26 protein-coding genes are annotated in these 26,461 nt (G+C 60.3%); 5 read left to right on the top strand and 21 right to left on the bottom strand.

Annotation, left to right across the window (positions count from 1 at the left end; translation table 11 throughout):
• On the top strand, positions 1 to 257 hold a 257-nt coding region (locus RTS12_RS10165; protein ID WP_312528087.1), incomplete at its 5' end, for a MetQ/NlpA family ABC transporter substrate-binding protein.
• Between the two features lie 62 nt (positions 258 to 319).
• Here RTS12_RS10165 and RTS12_RS10160 read toward each other — a convergent pair.
• The 3 genes from RTS12_RS10160 to RTS12_RS10150 all read right to left on the bottom strand — a co-directional run bounded on the left by RTS12_RS10160 (position 320) and on the right by RTS12_RS10150 (position 3,275).
• Complete coding sequence (locus tag RTS12_RS10160) at positions 320 to 1,834, bottom strand: acetyl-CoA hydrolase/transferase family protein (RefSeq protein WP_312528085.1); 1,515 nt, start codon at positions 1,832 to 1,834, stop codon at positions 320 to 322.
• A gap of 212 nt (positions 1,835 to 2,046) precedes the next feature.
• Positions 2,047 to 2,847: a VOC family protein gene (locus tag RTS12_RS10155; RefSeq protein ID WP_312528083.1), complete on the bottom strand. Its 801-nt coding sequence runs from the start codon at positions 2,845 to 2,847 to the stop codon at positions 2,047 to 2,049.
• An 11-nt stretch (positions 2,848 to 2,858) separates the two neighbouring features.
• Positions 2,859 to 3,275, bottom strand: a complete 417-nt coding sequence (locus tag RTS12_RS10150; protein ID WP_312528081.1) for a DoxX family protein — start codon at positions 3,273 to 3,275, stop codon at positions 2,859 to 2,861.
• 99 nt (positions 3,276 to 3,374) lie between these two features.
• Here RTS12_RS10150 and RTS12_RS10145 point away from each other — a divergent pair, with 99 nt between their 5' ends.
• Positions 3,375 to 4,289, top strand: coding sequence for a LysR family transcriptional regulator (locus RTS12_RS10145; protein ID WP_312528079.1), 915 nt, complete (start codon positions 3,375 to 3,377; stop codon positions 4,287 to 4,289).
• Here the strand turns inward: RTS12_RS10145 and RTS12_RS10140 are convergent.
• The 10 genes from RTS12_RS10140 to coxB form a co-directional block, all read right to left on the bottom strand.
• Positions 4,261 to 5,655: an FAD-binding oxidoreductase gene (locus tag RTS12_RS10140; protein ID WP_312528077.1), complete on the bottom strand. Its 1,395-nt coding sequence runs from the start codon at positions 5,653 to 5,655 to the stop codon at positions 4,261 to 4,263. The two genes, RTS12_RS10145 and RTS12_RS10140, sit on opposite strands and share 29 nt — an antisense overlap.
• A 161-nt stretch (positions 5,656 to 5,816) precedes the next feature.
• Complete coding sequence (locus RTS12_RS10135) at positions 5,817 to 6,398, bottom strand: GNAT family protein (RefSeq protein ID WP_312528107.1); 582 nt, start codon at positions 6,396 to 6,398, stop codon at positions 5,817 to 5,819.
• Positions 6,398 to 7,663, bottom strand: coding sequence for a pitrilysin family protein (locus tag RTS12_RS10130; RefSeq protein ID WP_312528075.1), 1,266 nt, complete (start codon positions 7,661 to 7,663; stop codon positions 6,398 to 6,400). The genes RTS12_RS10135 and RTS12_RS10130 overlap by 1 nt, the downstream gene beginning before the upstream one ends.
• Entirely contained in the window at positions 7,660 to 9,048 is a 1,389-nt protein-coding gene (gene thrC / locus RTS12_RS10125) for a threonine synthase (RefSeq protein ID WP_312528074.1), read from the bottom strand. The genes RTS12_RS10130 and thrC overlap by 4 nt, the downstream gene beginning before the upstream one ends.
• Before the next feature lie 8 nt (positions 9,049 to 9,056).
• Positions 9,057 to 9,731 (bottom strand): SURF1 family protein, encoded by a 675-nt coding sequence (locus RTS12_RS10120; RefSeq protein ID WP_312528072.1) that lies wholly within the window; start codon positions 9,729 to 9,731, stop codon positions 9,057 to 9,059.
• A gap of 230 nt (positions 9,732 to 9,961) precedes the next feature.
• Positions 9,962 to 10,786 (bottom strand): cytochrome c oxidase subunit 3, encoded by an 825-nt coding sequence (locus tag RTS12_RS10115; protein ID WP_312528071.1) that lies wholly within the window; start codon positions 10,784 to 10,786, stop codon positions 9,962 to 9,964.
• A 39-nt stretch (positions 10,787 to 10,825) separates the two neighbouring features.
• On the bottom strand, positions 10,826 to 11,398 hold the full coding sequence (locus RTS12_RS10110) for a cytochrome c oxidase assembly protein (RefSeq protein ID WP_312528069.1): 573 nt from the start codon (positions 11,396 to 11,398) through the stop codon (positions 10,826 to 10,828).
• The gene (locus RTS12_RS10105) at positions 11,395 to 11,649 is read right to left on the bottom strand and encodes a hypothetical protein (RefSeq protein ID WP_312528067.1); all 255 of its coding nucleotides are present in this window, start codon (positions 11,647 to 11,649) and stop codon (positions 11,395 to 11,397) included. The genes RTS12_RS10110 and RTS12_RS10105 overlap by 4 nt, the downstream gene beginning before the upstream one ends.
• Complete coding sequence (cyoE, locus tag RTS12_RS10100; protein WP_312528065.1) at positions 11,649 to 12,566, bottom strand: heme o synthase; 918 nt, start codon at positions 12,564 to 12,566, stop codon at positions 11,649 to 11,651. The genes RTS12_RS10105 and cyoE overlap by 1 nt, the downstream gene beginning before the upstream one ends.
• Before the next feature lie 8 nt (positions 12,567 to 12,574).
• The gene (gene coxB / locus RTS12_RS10095; protein WP_312528064.1) at positions 12,575 to 13,471 is read right to left on the bottom strand and encodes a cytochrome c oxidase subunit II; all 897 of its coding nucleotides are present in this window, start codon (positions 13,469 to 13,471) and stop codon (positions 12,575 to 12,577) included.
• 164 nt (positions 13,472 to 13,635) lie between these two features.
• Between coxB and tldD the strand changes: the two genes are divergently transcribed.
• The 3 genes from tldD to RTS12_RS10080 all read left to right on the top strand — a co-directional run bounded on the left by tldD (position 13,636) and on the right by RTS12_RS10080 (position 18,608).
• On the top strand, positions 13,636 to 15,057 hold the full coding sequence (gene tldD, locus RTS12_RS10090) for a metalloprotease TldD (RefSeq protein WP_312528063.1): 1,422 nt from the start codon (positions 13,636 to 13,638) through the stop codon (positions 15,055 to 15,057).
• A 106-nt stretch (positions 15,058 to 15,163) separates the two neighbouring features.
• Positions 15,164 to 16,297 (top strand): DNA-processing protein DprA, encoded by a 1,134-nt coding sequence (gene dprA, locus RTS12_RS10085; RefSeq protein ID WP_312528061.1) that lies wholly within the window; start codon positions 15,164 to 15,166, stop codon positions 16,295 to 16,297.
• A gap of 154 nt (positions 16,298 to 16,451) precedes the next feature.
• Positions 16,452 to 18,608 carry an OmpA family protein gene (locus RTS12_RS10080; RefSeq protein ID WP_312528059.1) on the top strand — a complete coding sequence of 719 codons (2,157 nt, stop codon included), beginning with the start codon at positions 16,452 to 16,454 and terminating at the stop codon, positions 18,606 to 18,608.
• Positions 18,609 to 18,691: 83 nt separating this feature from the next.
• Here the strand turns inward: RTS12_RS10080 and phoB are convergent, their stop codons facing one another.
• The 8 genes from phoB to RTS12_RS10040 form a co-directional block, all read right to left on the bottom strand.
• Positions 18,692 to 19,384: a phosphate regulon transcriptional regulator PhoB gene (gene phoB, locus RTS12_RS10075; RefSeq protein WP_312528057.1), complete on the bottom strand. Its 693-nt coding sequence runs from the start codon at positions 19,382 to 19,384 to the stop codon at positions 18,692 to 18,694.
• A 4-nt stretch (positions 19,385 to 19,388) separates the two neighbouring features.
• Entirely contained in the window at positions 19,389 to 20,111 is a 723-nt protein-coding gene (phoU, locus tag RTS12_RS10070; protein ID WP_312528105.1) for a phosphate signaling complex protein PhoU, read from the bottom strand.
• 23 nt (positions 20,112 to 20,134) lie between these two features.
• Positions 20,135 to 20,932 (bottom strand): phosphate ABC transporter ATP-binding protein PstB, encoded by a 798-nt coding sequence (pstB, locus tag RTS12_RS10065; protein WP_312528054.1) that lies wholly within the window; start codon positions 20,930 to 20,932, stop codon positions 20,135 to 20,137.
• Between the two features lie 21 nt (positions 20,933 to 20,953).
• The gene (pstA, locus tag RTS12_RS10060) at positions 20,954 to 22,339 is read right to left on the bottom strand and encodes a phosphate ABC transporter permease PstA (protein ID WP_312528052.1); all 1,386 of its coding nucleotides are present in this window, start codon (positions 22,337 to 22,339) and stop codon (positions 20,954 to 20,956) included.
• The gene (gene pstC, locus RTS12_RS10055) at positions 22,336 to 23,511 is read right to left on the bottom strand and encodes a phosphate ABC transporter permease subunit PstC (protein WP_312528050.1); all 1,176 of its coding nucleotides are present in this window, start codon (positions 23,509 to 23,511) and stop codon (positions 22,336 to 22,338) included. The genes pstA and pstC overlap by 4 nt, the downstream gene beginning before the upstream one ends.
• A 79-nt stretch (positions 23,512 to 23,590) precedes the next feature.
• Positions 23,591 to 24,604, bottom strand: coding sequence for a substrate-binding domain-containing protein (locus tag RTS12_RS10050; RefSeq protein ID WP_312528048.1), 1,014 nt, complete (start codon positions 24,602 to 24,604; stop codon positions 23,591 to 23,593).
• Positions 24,605 to 24,957: 353 nt separating this feature from the next.
• Positions 24,958 to 26,061: a chorismate synthase gene (gene aroC, locus RTS12_RS10045; RefSeq protein ID WP_312528046.1), complete on the bottom strand. Its 1,104-nt coding sequence runs from the start codon at positions 26,059 to 26,061 to the stop codon at positions 24,958 to 24,960.
• Between the two features lie 73 nt (positions 26,062 to 26,134).
• The coding region (locus RTS12_RS10040; RefSeq protein ID WP_312528044.1) for an FAD-dependent oxidoreductase at positions 26,135 to 26,461 on the bottom strand (327 nt) is incomplete at its 5' end.

The raw sequence follows: 26,461 nt of genomic DNA, 5'->3' as shown, positions 1-26,461 counted from the left end.
CTCAGCTGCCCCGCTCGCTTGATGATGCCGATATTGCGGTGATCAACACCAACTACGCCATCGAAGCCAAGCTTGACCCGATGACCGATGCCATCGCGATGGAAAAGGCCGACGGCCCCTATGTGAACATCATCGTCGTGCGCAAAGCCGATGAGAATGCTGAATGGGCCAAGCAGCTGGTCGAAGCCTATCACGACCCGGCCATCAAGAAATTCATCGAAGAAAAATACAAAGGCGCGGTTATTCCCGCCTTCTGATCTTGATGATGCCAACGACATGACATCAACGAAACGCCCCGCTTTTGCGGGGCGTTTTGATTTCAGCTGTCTGGGTTTTCGGGCAGCATCGTTCCCGTGCGGCGCAACCGATCATGCCAGCTGAGCGCCTCTTCCAAGACATGGGGGGTATGGCCCCCACGTGCCACGGCACGCGCGTAGTAATCCGAAATCAGATCGCGCCAGTCCGGATGAACGCAATTGGCGATCACGACCCGGGCGCGTTCGCGTGGCGCCAGTCCGCGCAGATCGGCAAGGCCCTGTTCCGTCACCAAAATATCGACATCATGTTCGGTGTGATCAACATGACTGACCATCGGCACGACCGACGAAACCTTGCCACCCTTTGCGATGGATTTGGTGACGAAGATCGACATAAAGGCATTGCGCGCGAAATCACCCGAGCCACCAATGCCATTCATCATCTGCGTACCCATGACATGGGTCGAGTTGACGTTGCCATAGATGTCGAACTCAAGCGCCGTATTGATCGCGATGATCCCCAAACGGCGCACGATTTCAGGGTGGTTCGAGATCTCTTGCGGGCGCAGGATCAGTCGCGATTTATATTCCGCCAGTCGCGGCATCACTTGCGCACTTTTGGCAGGCGACAGCGTCATGGATGACCCCGACGCAAAGATCATCTTGCCGCAGTCGAACAGGTCAAAGGTCGAATCCTGCAAGACCTCGGAATACATGGTCAGGTCATGAAAGGGGCTGTCGATCAGGCCATGCAGCACCGCATTGGCAATCGTGCCAATCCCGGCCTGCAAGGGTTGCAAGCTGTTGCTAAGGCGGCCTTGGGCGACTTCGTGTTTGAAGAACTCGGTCAGATGGCTGGCGATGGCGCGGGTTTCTGCGTCGGGCTCGAGGATATTCGAAGCGCTGTCTTGCTTTTGCGAGATCACAATCGCCGCGATTTTCTCGGGGGGGATGGCGATATAGGGCAGCCCGATCCGACTTTGCGCACTGACCACCGGGACCGGCATCCGCGCCGGACGATAGGTCGGGATATAGACATCATGCATCCCCTCCAGCTCCAGCGGCTGGCTGATGTTGATCTCGACGATCACCTTGGGGGCAAGAATTGCGAAACTGGCCGAGTTTCCAACCGATGTCGTCGGAATGATGCCGCCCTGCTCGTTGATCGCGACGGCTTCGATAATCGCAATATCGACTCCCGGCAGCTGATGGGTGCGCAGCTGTTCGACCGTTTCCGACAGATGTTGGTCAATGAACATGACCTCGCCTGCATTGATTTCGCGCCGCAAGGCCGGATCGGATTGAAACGGAATGCGGCGGGCCAGCACATGGGCCTCGGCCAGGGTCTTGTCCAGATCATTGCCAAGCGAGGCACCCGTCATCAACGTGACTTTAAGCGGGGTCTGCTTCGCGCGCTCGGCCAATGCCATTGGCACTGCCTTGGCCTCGCCTGCGCGGGTAAAGCCGCTCATGCCCAGAACCATACCGTCCTGGATCAAGGCAGCCGCCGCATCCGCCGAGACCACGCGATCTCGTAATGCGACATTCCGAATGCGTGAAAGATAGTCCTCGCTCATCGCGGCCCCTCCGGCTTTCCACATGCACAGCTGCCAATAGGATGTTCACACGCAAGTGACAAATCAACGCGGCCATGCCTCCAGCGCAACTCCCCTTAGGTCAACTGCCACCGCATATGTCAAAGCCGCGCCTATCTGGCGCGGCTTGCAAGCAACCGTTTGGGGCAAAAGGGGCCGGGCCTGCTGCCCCTGCCCCCAATTGGCCCCTGGGCTTAGGCCGTCTTAGCGGTCAGGTTGAACTTGGTGCCCCAAGGCGATTGCAGCTCATGCGCGCCAGCGGCATCAAACAGTTCCCGATCCAGCAGCAGTTCGACCGCCTCAAGGCCGGTTGTCCCTTCAGCGCGACCCGCCATCCCATTGCTGTTCCAGATATTGCTGGCCAGGTGATGGTGATAGCCGCCCGAGCTATAGAAGGTTGCACCGGGCATTTGCTGGGTCACATCCATCCCGATGGGACCCGTGACAAAGGTCTCGGCGCTGGCCAGATCACCGACCTGCAGATGGACATGGCCCACCACGCTGCCCGCGGGCGCACCTGCCCAAGGGCGAGGTGCAGAGCGCGCCAGATCGTTCAAATCAAGCCGTTCGGTGACCATTGCCACGCGTTGGCCCTTGCGCGGCCATTCGCTGCGCGGGCGATCGAAATAGATCTCGATGCCATTCCCCTCGGGATCGCGCATGTACAGCGCCTCGCTGACGCCATGATCTGCGGCCCCGTCCAGCGCCAAACCAAGGTCCGCGACATGACGCAAGAACGCACCAAGATCGCCCCGGCTTGGAAGCAGAAAGGCCGTGTGAAACAGCCCCGCCGCCCGTGGATTGCCGATCCTTGCGGCCTTGTCGCCGTGCAGATCCATCAAGACCTTGTCCCCCACGCCAAGCAGCACGGATGTGCCATCGCGCGAGATCTCTTCCAGCCCCATCGAGCTGCGGTAAAAGTCGCTCATGGCCGCCAGATCCTTGACGGCAAGGGTTACGCGACCGATTTCTACAGGTGCATCACTGGCAGCCATTTCACTTCTCCTTAGCGATGTTTCGAGACGGACCAGCGGCCATCACCCAGCAGCGCCAGCGCTGCCATGACCACAGCCCAAAAGACCGGGTATTCCCAACCGCCACCGGGATTGCCAAAGCCAAAACCGTTGGCCACATGACCAAACCAGGCCGCGCCCAGCAGCACAAAGACCATCAGCGTCGACACCCAGCGTGTCATGAAACCGGCAAGCAACGCCAGACCGCCCAAGATCTCGATCGCCATCGTCGCATAGCCAAGCGCGCCGGGCAGGCCAAGCGACTGGAAATAGCCAGCCGTGCCAGCCGGGGTAAAGACGAACAGCTTGGTCAGGCCATGGGCCAGAAACAGTCCCCCGGTCGAGACACGCAAAATCGTCGCTGCCAGATCGGGATAGGTGGTGGATGTGGTTGTGTTCATATCGGACATGTCATTGCTCCGTTTTCTGTTGAGACAGAGATAGCCCTTCCGATATCTCCCGATAACGGATATATTCAGCGAAATATTGCCGCCATTTTGTGGACAGTCATGGATAAGATCGAGCGTATCCGCGCCTTTGTCACCGTGGTCGATGCTGGCTCGTTCACCGCGGCTGCGGATCGGTTGCGGATCTCGAACAAGCTGGTCAGCAAATATGTCGCCTCATTGGAAAGCGATCTGGGCGTCACGCTTTTGCACCGTACCACCCGCGCCCTGTCCCTGACTGCCGCAGGCGAGCGCTATCTTGACGGTGCCCGGCGGCTGCTGCGTCTTGCAGATGAGTTGGACAGCCAATTGCTGGCCGGGGATACCGCCCTGTCGGGGCGGCTGCGCATCACCGCACCGATGACCTTTGGTGAGATGTTCATCGCCGAACTCAGCCACGATTTCTTGCGCAAACATCCCCGCGTCAGCATCGATCTGAACCTGACCGACCGCTATGTCGATCTGGCCGCAGAGGGATTTGATATTGCCATCCGCATCGGGAACCTGCGCGATTCAAGCCTGATGGGACGCCGATTGGGGCGCACGCAATCCTGGCTGGTCGCCAGCCCCGACTATCTGGCCCGCCACCCCAAACCGCAATCGCCCGCCGATCTTAAGGGGCATCGCGCCATTCGCGACACCAATGATGCCTCGCTCAATCGCGCCGCCTTCATCTTGGACGGCGCGCCCGTCAGCATCGCCCTCAACAGCCGCATCGCCGTCAACAGCGCCGAGGCCGTGCGCAGGCTGGCACTGGCTGGCGAGGGGCTGGCCTTTACCCCACGTTTCGTCGTCGAAGCCGATGTTGCCGCTGGTCGCCTGATCCGGTTGCTGGCGGATTACGAAACCCCACCGCTCGACATTCAGGCGCTGCAACTGCCCCAGCCTTTTGCGCTGCCACGCGTCAGCGCCTATCTGGATCACCTGCGCGAGGTTCTGCGCCCCCAGCTTATGCCAGAACCACCCCAGGGTTCATGATCCCCAAAGGATCAATCGCCGTTTTGACGGCCCGCATTGTGGCCAGCCGCACCGGATCTCCCCAGCGAGCCAGCTCGGCGACCTTCAGCCTGCCAATCCCATGCTCGGCCGAAAAAGACCCGCCGCGCGCCATCACCAGCTCGTGGATCATTTCTGTCAGATCCGCGCGTATCGCATCATATTCTTCGCGCCGCCGGCCCAGGGCGGGGAACAGATTATAATGCAGATTTCCATCGCCCAGATGGCCAAAGCAATGAACCCGCATATCGCCGCGCTGCGCCACCAATTGGCCCGCTTCGGCGATGAAGGGCGGAATTTCTGACAGCGGCAGGCTGATGTCATGGCTTGCAATCGCCCCAATGCGCCGATTGGCCACAGGCAGGCTCTCACGCAGATGCCACAGCGCCGCGGCCTGCGCGGCCGATTGCGCAATCACACCATCCGACACCAGCCCACAGGCCGTCGCTTCGGCCCACAGCCCCTCCAACGCCTGCTCGGGCGCCAATCCTTTGGGCAGCCCGACCTCAAGCAGAACCGACCATTCCGCACCCGGCAATGGCTGACGCAATTGAGGCATAACCTGCGCCAGAAAGGCCAATCCCTGCCCCGAGATCAGCTCGAACGAACTTACCCCCCCGGCAAGATGCCCCTCAGCCAGCGCCAGCAGCCTCAACGCGGCCTCGGGACTGGCCACCTGCAACATTGCCGTCGCCTGAACCGCAGGCGGCACAACCATGCGCAACGAGGCGGCGGTAATCACCCCCAGGCTCCCCTCGGCCCCGATCAGCAGATCGCGAATATCATAGCCAGTATTGTCTTTGCGCAACCGCTTGAGATCACGCAAAATCCGCCCATCAGGCAAAACCGCCTCGATCCCCAGACAAAGGGCGCGCGCCGTACCATAGCGCAGGGCGCTCACCCCGCCGGCATTGGTCGAAAGACAGCCGCCGATTGCCGCCGTGCCCTGCGAGGCCAGGGATAAGGGAAACAGCCGTCCCACCTCATCCGCCGCCTGCCGCACGGCTTGCAATGTCATCCCTGCCTCGGCAATCAGCACGTTTTCCTCGGGCCAGATACCGCGCAAACCCACCATTCGCTCCAGCGATAAGACAAGGGGCGCTGGCCCCTCGCTCATCACCTGCCCGCCAACCAGACCCGTGCCCCCACCGCGCGTCACCACCCCGACCCGCGCCTGAAAGCAGGCCTGCAAAATGGCTGATACCTCTTCGACATTGCGCGGGGCCGCAACCAGCCCCGCCTGTCCGCGCAAACGCCCGCGCGGCTCTTCAAGATAGCTCTCCTCGACAGGTCGCAAGACCGCCGCGGGCAAAAGCGCGGCCAGACGGTCATCAGCAGGGTTCAGCATCTTGCCTCTCGCTTTGATCCAAATACCTTGGGGGCGCGGGGGCAAAGCCCCCGCATATCGCCCGAAAAAGCCACGGCGCCGGAACTGTGCCCGGCGCGGCCATCACCAGCCAAGCGCCCGCCATTGCCTAGTGCCGGGGCTTTCAGCCCGCCTTGCAGGATCTAGCCAACTTCGGTGCGACCACGCCGGTCGCTGCGCAAATTCGAGTAAAGCACGTGATTGCGCCAGCGCCCATTGATCTGCAAATAGCTTTGCGCCACGCCCTCATATTTAAAGCCGGTCTTTTCCAGAACCCCGCGCGAGGCCGTGTTTTCCGGAAGGCAGGCCGCCTCGATCCGGCTTAGGTCCAGCTCGGTAAAGGCAAAATGCACAACCGCGCCAATGGCCTCACGCATATAGCCATTGCGTGCGAAAGGCAGGCCGATCCAATAGCCGATGCTGGCGCATTGCGCCGGACCACGGCGGATATTGTCCAGCGTAATCGCCCCCAGCAGCACGCCGTCATGGCGTTGGATGAACAGCGGCACCGAGCTGCGGGCATTGCTGGCCCTTTGCGCCCAGTAAACCCGGTTGGTAAAGCTTTTGCGCGCCAGATGATCGGGCGCCCATGTCGGCTCCCAAGGCGTCAGAAAAGCGCGGCTTTCCTGACGCAGTGCAGACCATGCCTGAAAGTCGCCATGCGCCGGCAGGCGCAGAACCATCCGCTCGGTTTCCAATCGAGGCGGACGGCGGCGACCAAACATCAGGCTGCGAGCCATTCTTGCAAATGCTCGCGCGCAGGCGCCCGCTCGACCGGGCCATAAAGCGCCAGAGCAGGCCTTGCGGCATGCAAAAGCCGCGCTGCATGCTCTTTCACCTGACGCAGGGACACCGCATCGATCAGCTCTGCAACCTCTTCGGCCTCGGGCACGCGGCCCCAGATCGCCAGCGAGCGTGCCATGCGTTCGGCCTGCCCCGATGGGCTTTCCAGCCCCATCAGCATCCCGGCCTTCATCTGGACTTTGGCGCGGGCGACCTCGGCCTCGGACATATCCTCGGCGCTGCGTTTCAGCTCATCAATGGTCAAGCGCGACAGATCCGCGATTTGATCCTCAGAGGTTCCGGCATAGATGGTGACCATGCCGGTATCATCGTGAAAGCCCGATTGCGCAAAGATCGAATAGCACAGGCCCCGCTCTTCGCGGATCTTTTGAAACAGACGCGAGGACATGCCGCCACCCAGCGCATTGGTCCAGATCTGGGTCGCGAAATAATCCGGATCGCTAAAGCCCGGCCCCTCAAGGGCCAAGGCGAAATGGGCTTGCTCAAGATCCTTGACGCGGCGCTGTTCGGCACCTTGCCATAGCGCGGGCTGACGGGTGACTTTGTCCAAGGGTTTCAGCGCCCCAAACAGCGCACTGACCTGAGCCACGATCTGGTCATGATCGACGGCCCCCGCAGCGGCAACGACCATCTGGCCGGGGCCGTAATGCTCGGCGACAAATCCCGCCAGATCGGTGCGGGTAAAGCTGCTGACACGCTCGGAGGGGCCCAAAATCGTGCGCCCCATCGGCTGATCGGGATAGGCCGCTTCTTGCAGCCAGTCGAAGATCACATCATCGGGCGTGTCCAGCGACATGCCGATCTCTTGCAAAATAACGCCACGCTCAAGTTCAATCTCGCGCGGATCAAAGACCGGATTAAGCACGATGTCCGAGATCACATCCAGCGCCAGCGTCACGTCATCCTTCAGCACACGTGCGTAATAGGCGGTGACATCGCGCGAGGTATAGGCGTTCAGATAGCCGCCCACATCCTCAAGCGCCTCGGCGATCTGCAGCGAGCTGCGCTTTTCAGTGCCCTTGAAGGCCATATGCTCAAGGAAATGGGCAATGCCGTTCTGCTCGACCCGCTCGTCGCGCCCGCCTGCATTGACCCAGATCCCGACCGAAGCCGAGTGAAGCCCCGCCATCCGATGGGTAACGATGCGCAACCCATTCGACAGCGTCGAAATTCTGATCTCGTTCACGCGAGCCTCCGGGCCAGCACAAGTGCCTTGATGGCCTCGCAATCATTGGCAATCTGGGTGATCCGCTCGGGGCGATCAAACAGATCAGCCATATGCGGCGGCAAAGCCGGGCGGATGCCCAGAGCGGATTCGACCGCATCTGGGAATTTCGCAGGATGCGCGGTCGACAGCGAAATCATCGGCACACCCGCGCGCAGATGTTCGCGCGCAACTTTGACTGCCACTGCAGTATGAGGGCAGATGATCTCGCCCGTTTCCAGATGGATCTGACGGATCATATCCGTGGTTTCAGCCTCAGAGGCGCGCCCCGAGACATAGGTTTCGCGCAGCTGCTGCAACGCGCCCTGGCTGATGGTGAAGCCACCCGATTTCAGCTCGTCCATGATCTGGCGAACTGCCCCGGCATCGCCACCATAGGCCAGATAAAGCGCGCGCTCGAAATTCGAGCTGACCTGAATATCCATCGACGGGCTGATTGAGGGTGCCACGCTGCCCATGCGATATTCCCCCGTGCTCAAGGCGCGGTGCAAAATATCGTTTTGGTTGGTGGCCACGACCAGCTGGCCAATCGGCAAGCCCATCGCCTTGGCAATCGAGCCTGCGAAAATATCGCCGAAATTGCCCGTGGGCACGGTGAAATCAACCGTGCGATGCGGTGCACCAAGGCTGACGGCGGCCGTGAAGTAATAAACGACCTGCGCCAGAACCCGCGCCCAGTTGATCGAGTTCACACCCGCAAGGCCGACCTCATCGCGGAAGGCATGATCGTTGAACAGATCCTTAAGGCGGGCCTGGCAATCATCGAAATCGCCATCCAGCGCCAGGGCCTGAACGTTGTCTTCGGTGGGCGTCGACATCTGACGACGCTGCACATCCGACACCCGCCCATGGGGGTAAAGGATAAAGACATCGACATTCGACAGCCCCTTAAAGGCCTCGATCGCGGCCGATCCGGTATCGCCCGAAGTCGCCCCGACGATGGTGATCCGCTGGCCCGAACGCGCCAGGGCGATCTGGAACAGCTGACCGATCAGCTGCATCGCAAAATCCTTGAACGCCAGCGTGGGACCGTGGAACAGCTCAAGCAGGTGATGTCCCGAGGCAAGCTGGACCAGAGGCGCGCGGGCGACATGGCCGAAATGGCCATAGGCCGCCGCAATCGCCTGACGCAGCTCGGCATCCGAAAAGCTGTCGCCCACAAAAGGCGCAACGACACGGCGTGCCACCTCTTCATAGGGCAGGCCTTCCAGCGCCGCGATATCCTCGAAGGTGAAAGTCGGGATGGTTTCGGGCAAGTAAAGGCCGCCATCGCGCGCCAAGCCGGTCATCATCGCCTGATCAAAGGTCAGCGCCGGTGCCTGACCACGGGTCGAAACGTATTTCATCGTCATCCCTAGTATTTGCGCTGCCTGATACGCCAGATCAGCCCCACTGTCATCCCTGCCCATATCACCGCAAGCATGAACCACGTCGCCGCATATTCCAGATGTTTGTTCGGAATCCCGGTAATGGCAATCGGCATCGGCTGGATGCCCTGGCTATCGCCCTCGACCGCGGCTGCCACGATCAGAAAGGGTTCGGTTTTCAGCGCCGCTGCCATTTGAGGCACGTCGCGGGCAAACCAGATCCCTTCGGTTAAATTCGGCTCTGGCGTCGAAGAGTTCTTTTCCTCGGGCCAGTGAATATTCCCCACAATCCGCAGATCAACAGGCGGACGCGGATTGCGTCGATCATCTTGCGGAATAAAGCCGCGATCAATCAGGATGCGACGACCATCGAATGTGTCAAAGGCCGAGACGACCTGATAGCCGCCACCCAGATCATGCGTCCCCGACAGGATGAGGATCTCTTCTCCGGTTGTGCGGCCCGTCACCTCGATCGGCTCGTATTTCATCGCCGGCTCGTAAGCGGCGGGCAGCACGGTCTTGGGCGGGCTGTCGATGCGGCTTTGGATTTCGGCCAGCATCTCTTCTTTCCAAGCCAGCCGCTTAAGCTGCCAAGTGCCAAGGCTGATCAGGATTGCGCAGCCAATAATGCCGCTGATGATGGGAAACAGGTATCGACGCATGGATCAATCTTCCGGGTAGCGGCGGGAAACGCACCATCCCAGGCCAGCAAGGCCCAGACGTTGCGCAATGCGGGGGTCGGACATCCGGCACGGATCGTCAAGTGCCAGAGGCGCGGCCCTAGGCGGTTTTGACGGCAAAAGCGGGCCAGCGCAAAGGGAAAACGTGGCACGGCAAAGCAAAAACGCGCGGTTTGACCCGCGCGTTTTGTATTCTTGTGGCGATCCTTAGATCAGCGACCCCAAACGTAGATCGCGAAGAACAGGAACAGCCAGACAACGTCCACAAAGTGCCAGTACCATGCGGCTGCTTCCAGACCGACGTGCTGGGTCGGGGTCATCTGGCCGCGGATCAGGCGAACAAGGCAGATGAACAGGAAGATCGTACCGATGATGACGTGGAAGCCGTGGAAGCCCGTCGCCATGAAGAAGACGCCGCCGTAAACGGTGTCGGACAGGCCAAAGGCAGCATGGCTGTATTCCAGGCCCTGAAGAACCGTGAAGAACAGGCCCAGGATCACGGCAACGGCCAGACCATTGATCGCGGTCTTGCGGTCACCTTCGTGAACAAAGGCATGGTGCGCCCAGGTCACGGCAACGCCCGACAGCAACAGCACAAGCGTGTTGATGAACGGCAGGTGCCAAGGATCGAAGGTCACGATGCCTTCCGGCGGCCAGACGCCATCCTTGATCGGGCTCATCGGGCCCATCGGATAAAGCGCGTTTTTGAAGAAGGCCCAGAACCATGCGACGAAGAACATGACTTCGGACATGATGAACAGGATGAAGCCATATTGCAGGCCAATGCGCACCACAGGGGTGTGATCGCCGGTTTCGCCTTCGCGCACGACATCGGCCCACCAGCCAAACATCACGAAAAGGACACCGACCAAGCCGATGAGGAACATCCACGGGCCTTCGATCGGAAGCCCGAACGAGGTGATGCCCTTCATCCAGGCGACAGCGCCCACCAGCATGACAAAGGCAGCAACGGCAGCCAGCAGCGGCCAGATGGACGGATGCAAGATGTGATAATCGTGGTTCTTAGCGTGCGCCATTGTCGGATCCTGGCTGTTGGTTCGTCTGTTGTAGCGGGGTTAGTTTACGGTCGGTTTGACCGTGGCGTCCAGAGCGGCCTGTGCCTTTGAAGGCGGATCAGTCCGGTGGAAGGTATAAGACAGGGTGATATCGCGAATATGTCCTGCGTCAATGTCCTTGACCAGTTCAGGGTCCACGAAGAAGTTCACAGGCATCTCGACCCGCTCACCCGGTTGCAGTGTCTGCTCGGTAAAGCAGAAGCACTCGATTTTATTAAAGTAATAGCCGGCAATATCGGGTGCGACATTATAGCTGGCCGTTCCAGTGATCGGAACATCGGCGGTGTTGATGGCCTCGTAAAAGGCCATGGCCGATTCTCCGATTTTCACCGTCATCTCGCGCTGCATCGGACGGAAAGTCCAGTGCATGTCCGAATCGACGTTGGAATCAAAGCGAATGCGGATGTTTTCATCCAGCACCACATCCGGTGCCGTCACCGCCACGTTGGTGGTCCCACCATAGCCCGTAACCCGGCAGAACCAGGAATAGAAAGGCACGGCAGCCCAAGCCAGCGCGCCCATCAGAACGACGATCCCGGCCAGGGTGACAAGAGTTTTGGTGTTACGATTCATGGCTGCGTCTCCGTTTGCGGCACCGTCGGCGAGGACTGATTGGCAGGCGGAGTTTGACCAGCGATCGGCTCAGTGATCGGCAGCACCGAAGTACGCATCTGGTGATCAAACCCCTCCATCAGATCTCCGTTGGTGATCTTGACGATAGACAGGCCGAAAACCAATGCGACAAAGAGGAGCAGCACGACCAGCAGACCCATGTTGCGGCTGCGGCGACGGCTGTGAAGTTCGTGTTCAGGACGAAGTGCCATTACCAGCCCCCCATCGCGTGCTGAACCAGCAAAGCGAGGAAATGCAGGAACGTATAGTAAAGAGAAAGCTTAAAGAACTGACGCTCGACCTTATAGCCATCCGCTTCGGCCGCAGCATCGTCACGGCGCAGGATCTTCCAACCGCCATGAATGAACAGCACGTTCAGCACCACCGCCACAGCCATATAGATCGGGCCACCGACCGAGGTCAGACCCAGCCAAAGCGCGAAAGGTGCAAGCACCAGCGTATAGGCAAAGATATGACGACGCGCCGAGGGTCTGCCATGGGTCACCGTCAGCATCGGTACACCTGCATCCGAATAATCGGCCTTGGTGAACAGCGCCAGCGCCCAGAAATGCGGCGGGGTCCAGAAAAAGATCAGCGCGAACATCAGCAAGGATTCGATGCTGATGCTTCCCGTCGCACAGGCCCAGCCCACCATGGGCGGGAAAGAGCCCGCGGCGCCACCGATCACGATGTTCTGCGGCGTCAGACGCTTGAGCCACATCGTATAGATCACGGCATAGAAAAAGATCGTAAAGGCAAGGAAGCCCGCGGCAAACCAATTGGCAGCCAGTCCAAGCATCATGACCGACAGGCCCGAAAGGGCGATGCCGATGGCCAGGGCCTCACGGCCCTGGATCAAGCCGGCCGGAATCGGCCGCGATTGTGTCCGGCGCATCTTGGCGTCGATATCCGCGTCGTACCACATGTTCAACGCGCCCGAGGCTCCGCCTCCAAGCGCGATGAACAAGACGGCGCAGAAGGCCACGAACGGGTTCATCGACACAGGTGCGACCCACAGGCCGACAAAGGCCGTGAACACCACCAGCGACATGACCCGAGGCTTCAGCAGGGCGACGTAATCGCCAAACCCTGCCTCTACCGGGCCTTCATATGCGTTAATCTCAGCCACGGCGCGCCTTACTGTGCCGAAGCCAACTGCACGGGCTGGGCAGGAAGGTAATCCGAGGCATCAGCCGCGAACTCTTCTTTGGCGCCAGCAAGCCATGCGTCGTATTTTTCCTGGCTGACCGCTTTGACGACGATCGGCATGTAAGCGTGGTTCACGCCGCACAGTTCCGAACACTGGCCAAAGTAGATGCCTTCTTGATCAGCCTCGAACCAAAGCTGGGCGATACGACCCGGAACGCCGTCCTGCTTCACCGCGAATGCGGGAACGGTCCAGCTGTGGATCACGTCACTTGCGGTGACCTGAACCAGGATTTCCTTGCCGACCGGAACCACGACAGCATTGTCGGTTGCCAGCAGATATTCGTCTTCGCTGTAGCCCGCATCAGCCAGATCGGCCTTATCAAGCATGGTCGCGTCGAATGCGATGCCATCATCGGGATATTCATAGGACCAGTACCACTGATGGCCGGTCGCTTTGATCACCAGAGCCGGGTTGTTGGGCATTTCCTGGCTGCGGAACAGGATCGGCAGCGAATAAGCCCCGATCGCAATCAAAAGCAGCACCGGCGCCAAGGTCCAGGCGATCTCGATGGGCGTGTTATGCGTGAAACGGGCCGGAACCGGGTTCACGCGCTTATTGAAGCGGAAAATACAGATCAAAAGCAGAAGGCAAACGAAAATCGTTACCACTGTAATGATGATCAGAACAAAGTGATCCAGCCATTGCTGGTCATGGGCCAAGGGGCTGGCTGCGGGCTGGAAGCCCATCCCGCCGTTGACCGGTTTGCCGATCACCGGCAGATCACCCAGCACGTCCTGCGCCAAAGCAGGAACTGCCGTGGCGGCTGTCAGTCCCGTCGCTGTCATTGCCGCCAGCGCGCGGCGCATTGATGCAATTGCCATCATCCCATCCCGTTGCCTACAGTCACACCAGATCGGATCGCAGGGCTGCGATCGACCGGTATCGGTGGCGCCCTCACAACCATATCTTGGCCGGACGGGCAAGCCAAACCTATCGACTTTAGGCCCAAAACCCCATATTTGACCGAATTCATTCAGGGACCGACCATATGACCGACGCTTCCTTTGCCCCCTTCGAAGACCTTCTGGACCGCGAAAGCGCCCTGCGGATTTTGCAGTCCGCCGTGGCTGGGGGCGATGATGGAGAGTTGTTCCTAGAGCGCTCGCGATCCGAGTCGCTGGTCTTTGACGACGGCAGATTGCGCAATGCCGGCTATGATGCCGATCAGGGGTTTGGTCTGCGTGCCGTATGTGGCGAAGTCACCGGCTATGCCCATTCGACCGAAATTTCCGAAAAATCCCTGCAAGCAGCGGCTGAAACAGCACGTTTGGCAGTGGGAAATGGTGGTGCAATCCTGGCTCCGCCGCCCAAAGGCGAGACCCCTGCCCTCTATGGTGCCTTTGATCCGGCTGCGAATGTGGCCTTTCCTCAGCGCATCGAAGTGCTGCGTGAAATCGACGATTACGCCCGCAGTCTGGATCCGCGTGTCGTGCAACTGACGGCGGCCATCAGCAGCTCGGTTCAAGAGGTCGCGATCCTGCGTCCCGAGGGCGGGCTCTCGACCGACTTTCGCCCCATGGCGCGACTGAATGTCACAGTCATGGTCGAATCGAATTCTCGGCGGGAATCGGGCAGTGCGGGGGGCGGCGGGCGCATCGCGCTTGACGGTCTGGTCGCACCCGAACATTGGAAAGCCCTTGTCCAAGAGGCGCTGCGGATTGCCTTGGTCAATCTGCGCTCGGTGCCCGCGCCTGCCGGGGTGATGGATGTCGTGCTTGGGCCGGGCTGGCCGGGTATCTTGCTGCACGAGGCCGTTGGCCACGGGCTTGAGGGCGATTTCAACCGAAAAGGCCATTCGGCCTTTGCCGGGCTGATGGGCCAGCGCGTCGCGGCCCCCGGCGTCACGGTAATCGATGACGGCACCATCCCCGATCGTCGCGGCTCGATCACGGTCGATGACGAGGGCACGCCTCCCGCGCGCAACACCTTGATCGAGGACGGGATTCTGACGGGCTATATGCAAGATCGCCAGAATGCGCGTCTGATGGGCGTCGAGGCAACCGGCAATGGCCGTCGCCAGGGTTACGCCTATGCGCCCATGCCGCGCATGACCAATACCTTCATGCTGGCCGGTCAGGATGAACCGGCAGCGATTCTTGCCGATCTCAAGGACGGGATCTATGCGGTGGGCTTTGGCGGCGGTCAGGTCGACATCACCAATGGGAAATTCGTCTTTTCCTGCACCGAGGCCTATCGCGTCAAAAACGGCGTTGTCGGTGATCCGATCCGCGGTGCCACTTTGATCGGCGATGGCGCGACCGCATTGCAGCGAATCAGGGCCATCGGCAATGATCTGGCGCTTGATCCGGGTATCGGCAACTGCGGCAAGCAGGGGCAATGGGTGCCGGTGGGCGTCGGCCTGCCCACGCTTTTGATGGGCGGTCTGACCATCGGTGGGTCTGCCGCCTAACGGCCCAAAGGCCAAAATCCGACGCGGTTCCCGCGCCATTCCCGCAAAACTAACCGAAAATTAACCCCTGCTGTCGCATCAATCCCAAGACAGCAGGGAATCGCTCATGAGCAATGCGCGCCAGACGACACCAGCACCATCCGCAGACGGGTTGCGGCTGGATGCATTGCGGCTGATCCGCTCGCGACGGGTTGGACCAGCGACCTTTCATCGCTTGGTCGCCGAATATGGCAGCCCCGCCGCCGCGATTGACGCGCTGCCCGCCATTGCCGCCGCCGCAGGTGTCACCGATTACGCCCCCTGTCACCGCGCACGCGCGCAAAACGAGCTATTGGCGGGGCTGCGTTCGGGTGCACGGTTGCTATGCTGTTTCGACGCGGAATATCCGCAATCACTGCGCGAAATCGCAGATGCGCCGCCTGTGATCTGGGTCAAAGGCGATCTGTCGCAGCTCTCAGCGATCAAGGTCGCGGTGATCGGCGCCAGAAATGCCTCGTCCTTGGGCATGCGCATGGCCAAGACGCTTGCGCTGGGGCTGGGCGAGGCCGGAGCGGTCACCGTCGCGGGTCTGGCACGCGGCATTGACAGCGTGGTGCATGAAAACTCGCGTGATACCGGCACGATTGCCGTCATGGCCGGTGGCATCGACGTGATTTACCCGTCCGAGAATGCCAATCTGGCGCGCCAGATCTGCGACAGGGGAGTTTTGCTAAGCGAACAGCCCCCCGGCACCTCTCCTGTCGCGCATCACTTTCCGGCACGCAACCGCATTATCTCGGCGCTTGGGCTGGGCGTGGTGGTGGTCGAGGCAGCCGAGCGCTCGGGCAGCCTGATCACAGCGCGCAATGCCTTGGACCAAGGCCGCGAGGTGCTGGCGGTGCCCGGTCACCCGCTGGATCCGCGCGCCAGCGGGTGCAATAATCTGATTCGCGACGGTGCAACTCTGGTCCGCTCGACCGAGGATGTCGTCTCGGCCTTGGGTCTGCCCACCCAAGACAGGCTGAAACGCGAAACCAGCGCGCAACAGACCGCGCCTTTTTCCGCGCCTGCGACTGTTGTGGACGCGCCCGAGGATATTGGCCAACGCATCATCAACCACCTAAACCTTAGCCCAAGCGATGAAAACGCGCTGTTGCGCGAGCTGGGCTTGCCGCCGCATCAGGCAGCATCGGCCCTGCTGTCGCTAGAGCTGTCGGGCAAGGTGCAACGCATGGCTGGTGGGCTAATCCAGCGGGTCTGACCCCTGATCGCGCCCTTGCCCGCCCCATAAAGATCGACGCGCAACGGCAAAGCCTTGCCCACTCACGCCTCTGTGCCCTGACGCGCGGGAACTGGCCATGAAGTTGTCCGTTGGTTCGCGATCACAGACGGCAACTTAGCCGAAAGGAAGAATGATGCAGCAGGTTCTGAAAACAACGACGGCGATCGCCATGATCCTGTCCTTGCTGGTGCCAACCGTCTCCATGGCGCAGCAAGCCGTAACCGAGGAGCCCGCGCCTCAGGCCGAGGCCAAGCCCAAAAAGCCCGCCCCCGAGGCCAAAGCGAAAAAGGCCAAGAAAGAAGCGCCCGCCGAAGAAGCCGCACCGGCAGTAGCCGCAGAAGCCCCAGCGGAGGCCCCAACGGAAGCCCCGGCCGAAAAGCAACCAAGCGAATCGGCTGAAAAGGCCCCGAAGGCCGCACCCGAGCCCGCCCAAGAGCAGGCCCCGGCTGAAAAGGTCGCCAAAGAAAAGCCAAAGGCCAAACCCGAGGCGGTAGAAGCCATCGCGCCGGAAACGAAGCCCGAGGACGCCCCTGCCCGCGCCGAAAAGGCCGAGGCCGTGGCCAAAGAGGCCGAGAAAAAGCCCGCACCCGCTCAGCGCGAACAGCCTCAAGAGGCCGCACCCGCAGCCAAGCCCGCCGAGGTCGCAGCCGAGCCGCCAGCCGAACCATCCCCTGCAGCTAAAGCCAAGGCCGAAAAGGCCGCCGAGGCACCAGCAGCCCCAGCCGAACCCGCCCAAGCGGCCAAGCCCGAAGCTAAGACCGAGGCCGCAGGGGCAGCAGGAACCGAAGCTGCCGCACCAGATGCCGATGCGTTGAAAAAGGCGCTGGAGGAGAAAGCCAAACCCGCCGCCGAACAGCCAGAAAAAGAGCCAAGCAAAGACCAAGCCACAGCCCCCGAGGCAAAGCCCGCGCCGCAAGCCCCGGCGGAAAAACCTGTGGGCGAGGATGCTGACGCACTGAAAAAAGCCTTGGCCGAGCAGGAAAAGGCGAAGGGCACCACAACTGACGCAACGGCGGATCAGGCCGCGAAACCCGAGGCAGCCCAGCCCGCGGATGCGACTGGTAAAGCCGCAGCTGACGCCAGTGGCGCGGCTGGCAAAACCGAGAAACCCGCCGAGAAACCTTCTGCGTCGACACCTCCTGCGACGGCCGCCGTCGAAGGCACCGCCCCCGAGGCAAATGCCAAAGAGGATGCCGCAGCCATTGCCGCAGCCAACCCCCAAAAGGTCGAGGCAAATGACGCGTTGAAAGCGCTGGAGGATAAAGCCGCGCCTGCGGGCGAGGTCTCCGAGGTTACAGTCAGCAAGGATGATGCCCGCCGCTCGGACCAGGACTTTACCACTTCGGTCAGCGAAAGCGTGGCCTCGGCCATCGCCGGTAAGACCGAGGCGAAAAAGGACGAAAAAAGCGACAAAGGCCGCGATCTTGCCAAGCTCGCTCTGGCCGGTTTGGCCGGCTATGCGGTGGGGACCATGCTGTCGAATGACCGCCAAGTCGCGCTGAATACCGGCGACCGGGTGGTGGTGACGATGCCCGACGGATCGCAGCAGTTGATCAAGAATGATGACGCATTGCTGTTCCAGCCGGGCTCGAACGTCCAGACCCAAAACTTTTCGGATGGCTCGACGATCACCTCGGTCCTGCGTGAGGATGGCAGCAAGGTTGTCACGATCCGCGATGCCAATATGAATGTTTTGCGCCGTTCGGTGCAATGGCCGGACGGACGCCAGACCATGCTGATCGACGATACGATCGAGGCGAAGCCTGTACGTGTCTCAGAGCTGCCGCCCGCTGCGCGTCCGGTGGTTTACGACAGCAATATGAGCGAAACCGCGCTGCGCGAGGCCTTGATGCAGGAATCACGGGTGAATCGCCATTTCACCTTGGACCAGATCCGCGACATCGCTCAGGTACGCGCTTTGGTGGCGCCGCTTGATATCCAGTCCATCACCTTTGAAACCGGATCTGCGGCAGTGCAGCCCAGCCAGGCCGAGCAGCTTTCTGCGCTGGGTCAGGTGATTGCCGCATCGATCAAGGCAAGCCCGCATGAGCTGTATCTGATCGAAGGCTATACCGATGCCGTTGGCTCGGCTGCGTCAAACCTGGCTTTGTCGGATCGTCGGGCCGAATCGGTGGCGCTGGCCTTGTCGGAATATTTCAACGTCCCGCCCGAAAACCTGGTGGTCCAAGGCTATGGCGAGGAATTCTTGCGCATTCAGACCGATGGTCCCGAGCGCGCAAACCGCCGGGTCGCAATCCGCCGCATCACCGATCTGATCGAGCAGAAATAACGCGACTTAGCCCTGAAAACACACAAAAGCTGCGGGAAACCCCCGCAGCTTTTTCATGGATTACAGCAAAAGAATTGCCCGGTTTATCCCAGTGAATATCCTGTGCCGCGCACGGTGCGCACCGGATTTTCGCCGCCGTTGACCATCAGTGCCTTACGCAGGCGCCCGACATGGACATCAATCGTGCGCGTATCGACATAGACGTCACGCCCCCAGACCCGGTCCAGCAGTTGCTCGCGTGTCCAGACCCGGCCTGGCTTTTCCATCAAAGTGGACAGCAAGCGAAACTCGGTCGGGCCCAGATGCAGCGTCTGTCCCCCGCGAAAGACGCGGTGCTCGCCCGCATCCAGGATGATGTCCTGAAAACTCAGCCGCTCTCCCATTGTTGTCGGGCGGGTTCGGCGCAACTGGGTGCGCAGCCGCGCCATTAGCTCGACCACCGAATAGGGTTTGACCACATAATCATCCGCGCCGGTTTCCAGTCCACGGACCCGGTCCACCTCTTCCGAGCGGGCCGATAGCATGATGATGGGAATATTGCGGGTCGCGGGGTCTGCCTTGACGCGCCGGCAGATTTCAATCCCCGAGACATTGGGCAGCATCCAGTCCAACACGATCAGATCGGGCTGCTCTTCTTGGACCAAAAGCATCGCCTCATCGCCGTTTTCGGCGAGAACGACATGAAACCCTTCGGCCTCGAGGTTATAGCGCAGAACTTCGCGCTGCGCCCCCTCATCCTCGACAACCAGCACACAGGGCTGTTGTGCAGATGCCATCAGATCAACCCTCGCTTTGGTTCAGATTGGTGCGCTTGACGCTGTCGCTTTTGGGGCGCGCATCATCAGGCAATTCGCCGGTGGTCAGATAGATCACCTGCTCGGCGATGCCGGTCGCATGATCGCCCATGCGCTCGATATTCTTGGCGATGAAATGCAGATGCATACATGCGGTGATATTGCGCGGATCTTCGGTCATTGTTTTCAGGAATTCGACGAAAAGCGCGTTGTACATCTGGTCGACCTCCAGATCGCGCTGACGCACATCCGCAGCCAATGCCGCATCGCGCTGGATAAAGCTGTCCAGCGCATCCTTCATCATTTCGCCAACCGTGGTGGACATGCGGCGCAAGGCCACGCCTGCCCCGCTGATGACCGGCATTTCCGCAAGCACATGGCTGCGCTTGGCGATATTTTTGGCGTAATCGCCGACCCGTTCCAGCCCGGCCGAGATCTTGATGACGGTCAGTGCGGTGCGCAGGTCCGAGGCGATGGGCGCGCGCAAGGCAATCAACCGGGCGGCCTCTTCGTTGATCTGCGCCTCAAGTGCGTCGATCGCCTTATCGCGCCGACGCACATCCTCGGCCAGCTCGTCATCGCGGGTTTCCAGCGCGCGGGCGGCATCCTGGATGGCCGTTTCGACCATGCCGCCCATTTTGACGACCAGCGCCTGAACGGTTTCAAGATCGCGATCAAAGGCCGAGGAAATGTGTTTATCTTTGTTCATGTTCATAATTATCACATCCTTGATCAGCCGATCCGGCCGCTGATATAGCTTTCAGTCCGCGGGTCGCGCGGGCGGGTAAAAATATCGTCGGTATCACCGTATTCGACCAGATTGCCCAGATGGAAGAAGGCGGTTTTCTGGCTGACGCGGGCGGCCTGCTGCATGGAATGGGTCACGATCACCACGGAATATTCGGCGCGCAGCTGATCGATCAATTCCTCGACCTGGCTGGTGGCGATCGGATCCAGCGCCGAGCATGGTTCATCCATCAACAAAACCTCGGGTTGCGTGGCCACGGCACGTGCGATGCACAACCGTTGCTGCTGGCCCCCCGAAAGCCCGGTGCCCGGCTCGTGCAGACGGTCCTTGACCTCATTCCACAGCGCGGCACCGCGCAAGGATTTCTCTACGATTTCATCGGTTTCGGCCTTGTTGCGTACAAGCCCATGGATCCGCGGGCCATATGCCACATTGTCATAGATGGATTTTGGAAAGGGGTTGGGCTTTTGAAAAACCATACCCACTTTGGCACGCAGCTGCACCGGATCGACACGGCGATCATAAATGTCCTCGCCATCCAGTGCGATCAGACCCTGCACGCGGCAGATGTCGATGGTGTCATTCATCCGGTTGATACAGCGTAGAAAGGTCGACTTTCCGCAGCCCGACGGTCCGATAAAGGCAGTCACGGTCTTATCAAGGATCTCGACATTGACGTCTTTGATCGCATGTTTCTCGCCGTAATAGACCTGTACGTCCTTGGCCGAGATCTTGATGTCTTTCTGAGACACGGCGCGCTCCATGATGCTCATATCATTCATTATCAGATTTCCTTGTTATGATCACCACCGCCGCTCGAAGCGACGACGCAGAAAGACGGCCAGCAGGTTCATGCAAAGCAGAAAGACCAAAAGCACGATGATGGCCCCCGAGGCGCGCTCGAAAAAGGCGGGGTCGGCGCGCTGGGTCCAGTTATAGACCTGAACCGGCAGCGCCGAGGCCGGATCGCCCAGACCGCCCAGATTGGTGATCCCTTCGGCAGGCCAGGGCGCACCGGGATAGTTCTTTACGAAAGCCACCATGCCGATCAGCAACAGCGGCGCGGTCTCGCCCAAAGCCTGCGCCAGACCGATGATGGTCCCTGTCAGGATGCCCGGCATGGCCAGCGGCAGGACGTGATGAAAGATCGTCTGCATCTTCGATGCGCCGACCCCAAGTGCCGCATCGCGGATCGAGGGGGGCACCGCGCGCAAGGCTGCACGGGTCGAGATGATGATTGTGGGCAAGGTCATCAGCGTCAGCACCAAACCACCCACGATCGGCGCGGATTGCGGCAGACCCACAAAGTTGATGAACACCGCCAGACCCAGAATACCAAAGACGATCGAGGGGACGGCCGCAAGGTTCGAGATATTGACCTCGATAATGTCGGTTATGCGGTTCTTGGGGGCAAATTCCTCAAGATAGATCGAGGCTGCGACACCGATTGGCACCGAAAGCACAAGCACCACCAGCATCATATAAAGCGAGCCCAGAATGGCGATGCCGACACCCGCCGCTTCGGGGCGCTGATCCGAGGCATCTGGATTGGTCAGAAAGGCCCAGTTCCAGACGGTGGCAAGCATCCCCTTGTCTTTCAGATCCTGGGCAAGCTGCAATTGCGCGGGCGAGGTATTCCCGTCCTTTTCCGCCGAGGCCATCGTCACGCGGCCTTTGAAAAAACCATCGACGCGGCCGTTGGTCAGGGCACGAACCTCAATGGTTTGCCCGATAAGAGTGGGATCTGCCAGAACCTGGGCGCGCAGCTGACCTGCGGCGTCTTTCGAGATCAGATCGCCAATGTCTTTCTTGCTCAGACCCTCGTCGGAAATGGCATTTGCAGCCAGTGCAGCGCGCAGCGAGCTGTCCAGAACCTTGCCATAGCCGATGGTCGTGACCTTCTTGATCTTTTCAATGTCACCAGTCCCCGAAGGGTCCAGCACCTTGGCGTCCAGCGTCACCGGCAGCGTAAGATAGGTTTGGCGAAAGGCGCCGGTGCCATTGGAAAAGATCGTGATCAGCAACACGACCAGACAAAGGACCGCCAGTCCGATTGCCGCGACACCATAGGCCCGAAAGCGCTTCTCAGCAGCATTGCGGCGGCGTGTATGCGCATCCAACGTCATCAACGAGCCCGAGCGACGCGCCGATGCGGATGCAGATGCGCCTGCGAAGCTTGCGTCGGTCATTCGTATTGCTCCCGGTATTTGCGCACGACGTAAAGTGCGACGATATTCAGCCCCAGCGTGATCACGAACAGCGTCAGGCCAAGGGCAAAGGCGACCAGCGTTTCAGGCGCTGCGAAATCGGTATCTCCGGTCAGCTGACCGACAATTTTCACGGTGATCGTCGTCATCGCCTCGAAGGGGTTCAGATCCATCTTGGCAGCGGCCCCTGCCCCCATGACCACGATCATGGTCTCGCCAATCGCGCGCGAGGCAGCCAAAAGCACCGCGCCGACAATACCCGGAAGCGCCGCAGGCAGGACCACCTTGCGAATCGTCTCGGATTGGGTCGAGCCAAGGCCCAATGCGCCGTCACGCAGCGACTGCGGTACGGCATTGATAATGTCATCGGACAGCGAGCTGACAAAGGGGATCAGCATGATCCCCATGACGATGCCCGCCGTCATCACCGAAGATCCCGACTGGCCCAAGCCAAGCGGTTGGGCAAAATAGTCGCGCAGCATCGGTCCGACGGTGATCAGGGCGAAAAGGCCGTAAACAATGGTCGGAATGCCGGCAAGGATCTCGATCGCGGGTTTGGCGATCGAGCGGACCCGGTTCGAGGCATATTCCGACATGTAGATCGCCGCGAACAGACCAACCGGGACTGCCACGATCAGTGCGATCAACGAGATGTAAAGCGTGCCCCAGATCAAAGGCAGAATGCCAAGCTGCGAGCCGCCTCCGAATTTCGGGGACCAGGTCGTGCCGAAGAAGAAATCGGTCCAAGGGTATTGGCGAAAGAACTGCCCGGTTTCAAACAGCATCGACAGCACAATCCCGACCGTGGTCAAAATGGCGATGCTGGACGAGGCAATCAGCAAGATCTTGACGAAGCTCTCGACAAGATTGCGCGCACGAAACTGCGGCGTTGTGCGGTTCAGCGCATAGGCAAGCCCCCCGGCCGAGCCCAGCAAGACAATCGGTGCCGCCGGAAGATCGGCGCCAACCCAGATCGCCAGAAGGATCAGGCCGGGAACGGCGGTCATAATCGCGACATGCCACCCATAGGCAGCGGTGAGCGAATGCAGACGGCGACTGTCGCCACCGGCCAGGGACAGCGCGCGACGGACCCCAGCCACATAGCCAGCAGCGGCCATGGCAAGGATGATCAGCACGATCCAGAATGCGGGCATAAGGGCCTCGGAATTGGAAGGGGGGAAAGGCAAAGCAAAAGCGGGCGGGACCGCTTGGCCCCGCCCGAAGGTCATGGATTTATTTCATGGTCACTTCATCAGCGACCGCAGCCTGGACAGTTGCCAGCTCTGGGTCAGAGACAAGGCCGTACTGGGCCAGCGGGCCTTCGGGGCCAGCCATGTCATCCGAGACAAAGAATTCAGCGAATTCCTTAAGGCCCGGGGTTTGACCGATGTGGGCCTTCTTGACGTAGAAGAACAGCGGGCGCGAAACCGGATATTCGCCCGATGCGATGGTTTCGGTCGACGGGGTGACGCCCGACATGGTGGCGACCTTCAACTTGTCGGTGTTGTTTTCGTAAAACGACAGGCCAAAGACGCCGATACCGTTCTTGGCCGAGCCGATCCGGGCCAGCGTCTCGGTGTAATCACCGTCGATATCGATGGATTTGCCGTCGGTGCGCAAAGCCATGCAGGCTTCTTTTGCTTTGTCGGCGCCAAAGACCGCATCCGCACCAGCTTCTTTGCAGCCGGCTGCGATGACTTTTTCCTCAAAGACTTCGCGGGTGCCATGCTTGGTGCCCGGAACAAAGGCCAGGATGTCCTGATCGGGCAGATCGGCGCGGATTTCATTCCATTTGGTATAGGGGTTCTTGACGACCTGACCGTCCTTCACGACCTCGGCGGCCAGGGCATTGAACCAATCCGCCGGGGTAAAGGCGAAATCATTGCTCGAAGCGTCGCTGGCAAAGACGATCCCGTCATAGCCGATGCGAACTTCCATGATGTCGTTCACGCCCGCGGCCTTGCAGGCCTCACGCTCGCTATCTTTGATCGGACGCGAGGAGTTCGCGATGTCGATCGTATTCTCGCCAACACCTTCGCAGAATTTCTTGAGCCCGGCCGAAGAGCCGCCCGATTCCACAACCGGCGTCGGGAAGTCAGAGTTCTCGCTGAAAGCCTCGGCCGCGATGGTCGCGTAAGGCAGCACCGTCGAGGAGCCTGCAGCCTGGATCTGTTCACGGGCCGATGCGACGCCAGCAGTGGCGGCCAACATCGCCAGGGCCGAGACGGTGAATTTCACGGAAGTCATGGATCTCTCCTGAATGTCAGAGGTCGGGGTCGACCTTGGCTGTCACCTAAAACCTGGACATGTCGCTTGTGCTAAACTTTCGTGACAGTTGTGTGACGATCAGGACGAAATAATGCAAAGCTATGATTTTTATGACTTTTGATGCTGGGCCTTGGGCAAATTTTTCTGAAAAATTCTGATCTTTGTGACAAAATCTTCGACAACAAGACGATCAGTCTAGCGGTGATTCTGGCGATTGTCACATTCCCGCCCCATCAGCTCGCGCCCCAATCCCGCACAAAGCGACATGAAAAAGCCGCGCAATTGCGCGGCTTTTGTCGGGTTATAGCCCCACTGCGGGGGCAGGTTGCAGTTCAGCCGCCAATGGCGCCGCGCTGACCGCCGGTCTGGGCGCGATCCAGCATCAGATGATCAAGGATGACACATGCCGCCATTGCCTCGGCAATCGGAACGGCGCGAATGCCAACGCAGGGATCGTGGCGGCCTTTGGTGATCAACTCGATCTCTTCGCCGCGATTGTTGATCGTGCGGCGCGGCGTCAGGATCGAGCTGGTCGGCTTGACAGAAAAGCGCACCACGATGTCCTGCCCGGTCGAAATGCCACCCAAAATGCCGCCAGCATGATTGGACAGGAACACCGGGCCGTCATTGCCCATGATGATCTCATCGGCATTCTCGACCCCGGTCAGCCCGGCCGCGGCCATGCCCTCGCCGATCTCGACCCCCTTGACCGCGTTGATCGACATCATCGCCGCCGCCAGCGCGGTATCCAGCTTTGCATAGATCGGCGCGCCAAGACCTGCGGGGCAGCCTTCGATCAACACTTCCACCGCCGCCCCGACCGAGTTCAGATCCTTGCGGATGCCGGTCAGATAATCCTCCCATGCGGGAACCGCCGAGGCGTCCGGCAGAAAGAACGGGTTATTCAGGATCTCGCTTGCATCGAATTTGCTGCGGTCCAGGTGCAGGCTGCCCATTTGCGTCATATAGCCTGTGATGCGCAGCCCTGGCACCAGATCGCGCAAGACGGCCTGCGCCACGCCACCCGCAGCAACCCGCGCTGCGGTTTCACGCGCACTAGAGCGCCCGCCGCCGCGATAATCGCGGATGCCATATTTCATCTGATAGGCGATATCGGCATGGCCTGGGCGATATGCCTGGGCAATGTCGCCGTAATCTTTGCTGCGCTGATCGGTATTCTCGATCATCAGCTGAAGGGGCGTACCCGTGGTTTTTCCCTCGAATACCCCCGACAGGATGCGAACCTCATCCGCCTCTTTGCGCTGGGTCGTGTGTTTCGAGGTTCCGGGTTTGCGCCGGTCCAGAAACTGCTGAATGAACCCCTCATCCAGCGCAACGCCCGGAGGGCAGCCGTCAACCGTTGCCCCCAAAGCAGGGCCATGGCTTTCGCCCCAGGTGGTGAAGCGGAAGAGATGGCCAAAGGTGTTGAAACTCATGGGTCGCCCTGCCTGTTAGTTCCTTTGCACCGCGATAGCCGCGCCCCCCGCAAGGGGCAACGGTAAACTGGCATTAACCAAAACGCGCGGGGTCAATCTGGCGGGTCAACTCGGGGTCTGTGGGGCGCTCGGCAGCAATATCGGCGATGAAACGCGCCGCCGCGACCGAGGATTGGAACCCATAGCCCCCCTGTCCCGCGAACCAGATAAAGTCCCGCTGATTGGGATCGCGACCATAGACCGGCGCGCCATCGGGGGCAAAGCTGCGCAGCCCCGCCCAGTTTGCCAGCATCCGTTGCACCGGGAACCGCGTCAGTGCCTCGTAGCGCGCCAGCCCTTGGGCCAGCACCAAATCATCGGCCCATGCGTCATGGGGCGTGGTCGGCTCGGCATCTGCGGG

The sequence above is a fragment of the Paracoccus sp. (in: a-proteobacteria) genome (assembly GCF_032007265.1).
Lineage (GTDB): Bacteria > Pseudomonadota > Alphaproteobacteria > Rhodobacterales > Rhodobacteraceae > Paracoccus.
Note: the sequence above shows the minus strand (reverse complement) of the source record. Positions and strands in the feature narration are given on the sequence as shown.

Coding starts and splice junctions, on each gene's coding strand:
- RTS12_RS10160 (WP_312528085.1), bottom strand. CDS start 1,834: ATGAGCGAGGACTATCTTTCACGCATTCGGAATGTCGCATTACGAGAT.
- RTS12_RS10155 (WP_312528083.1), bottom strand. CDS start 2,847: ATGGCTGCCAGTGATGCACCTGTAGAAATCGGTCGCGTAACCCTTGCC.
- RTS12_RS10150 (WP_312528081.1), bottom strand. CDS start 3,275: ATGTCCGATATGAACACAACCACATCCACCACCTATCCCGATCTGGCA.
- RTS12_RS10145 (WP_312528079.1), top strand. CDS start 3,375: ATGGATAAGATCGAGCGTATCCGCGCCTTTGTCACCGTGGTCGATGCT.
- RTS12_RS10140 (WP_312528077.1), bottom strand. CDS start 5,655: ATGCTGAACCCTGCTGATGACCGTCTGGCCGCGCTTTTGCCCGCGGCG.
- RTS12_RS10135 (WP_312528107.1), bottom strand. CDS start 6,398: ATGTTTGGTCGCCGCCGTCCGCCTCGATTGGAAACCGAGCGGATGGTT.
- thrC (WP_312528074.1), bottom strand. CDS start 9,048: ATGAAATACGTTTCGACCCGTGGTCAGGCACCGGCGCTGACCTTTGAT.
- RTS12_RS10120 (WP_312528072.1), bottom strand. CDS start 9,731: ATGCGTCGATACCTGTTTCCCATCATCAGCGGCATTATTGGCTGCGCA.
- RTS12_RS10115 (WP_312528071.1), bottom strand. CDS start 10,786: ATGGCGCACGCTAAGAACCACGATTATCACATCTTGCATCCGTCCATC.
- RTS12_RS10110 (WP_312528069.1), bottom strand. CDS start 11,398: ATGAATCGTAACACCAAAACTCTTGTCACCCTGGCCGGGATCGTCGTT.
- RTS12_RS10105 (WP_312528067.1), bottom strand. CDS start 11,649: ATGGCACTTCGTCCTGAACACGAACTTCACAGCCGTCGCCGCAGCCGC.
- coxB (WP_312528064.1), bottom strand. CDS start 13,471: ATGATGGCAATTGCATCAATGCGCCGCGCGCTGGCGGCAATGACAGCG.
- tldD (WP_312528063.1), top strand. CDS start 13,636: ATGACCGACGCTTCCTTTGCCCCCTTCGAAGACCTTCTGGACCGCGAA.
- dprA (WP_312528061.1), top strand. CDS start 15,164: ATGAGCAATGCGCGCCAGACGACACCAGCACCATCCGCAGACGGGTTG.
- RTS12_RS10080 (WP_312528059.1), top strand. CDS start 16,452: ATGCAGCAGGTTCTGAAAACAACGACGGCGATCGCCATGATCCTGTCC.
- phoB (WP_312528057.1), bottom strand. CDS start 19,384: ATGGCATCTGCACAACAGCCCTGTGTGCTGGTTGTCGAGGATGAGGGG.
- phoU (WP_312528105.1), bottom strand. CDS start 20,111: ATGAACAAAGATAAACACATTTCCTCGGCCTTTGATCGCGATCTTGAA.
- pstB (WP_312528054.1), bottom strand. CDS start 20,932: ATGAATGATATGAGCATCATGGAGCGCGCCGTGTCTCAGAAAGACATC.
- pstA (WP_312528052.1), bottom strand. CDS start 22,339: ATGACCGACGCAAGCTTCGCAGGCGCATCTGCATCCGCATCGGCGCGT.
- pstC (WP_312528050.1), bottom strand. CDS start 23,511: ATGCCCGCATTCTGGATCGTGCTGATCATCCTTGCCATGGCCGCTGCT.
- RTS12_RS10050 (WP_312528048.1), bottom strand. CDS start 24,604: ATGACTTCCGTGAAATTCACCGTCTCGGCCCTGGCGATGTTGGCCGCC.
- aroC (WP_312528046.1), bottom strand. CDS start 26,061: ATGAGTTTCAACACCTTTGGCCATCTCTTCCGCTTCACCACCTGGGGC.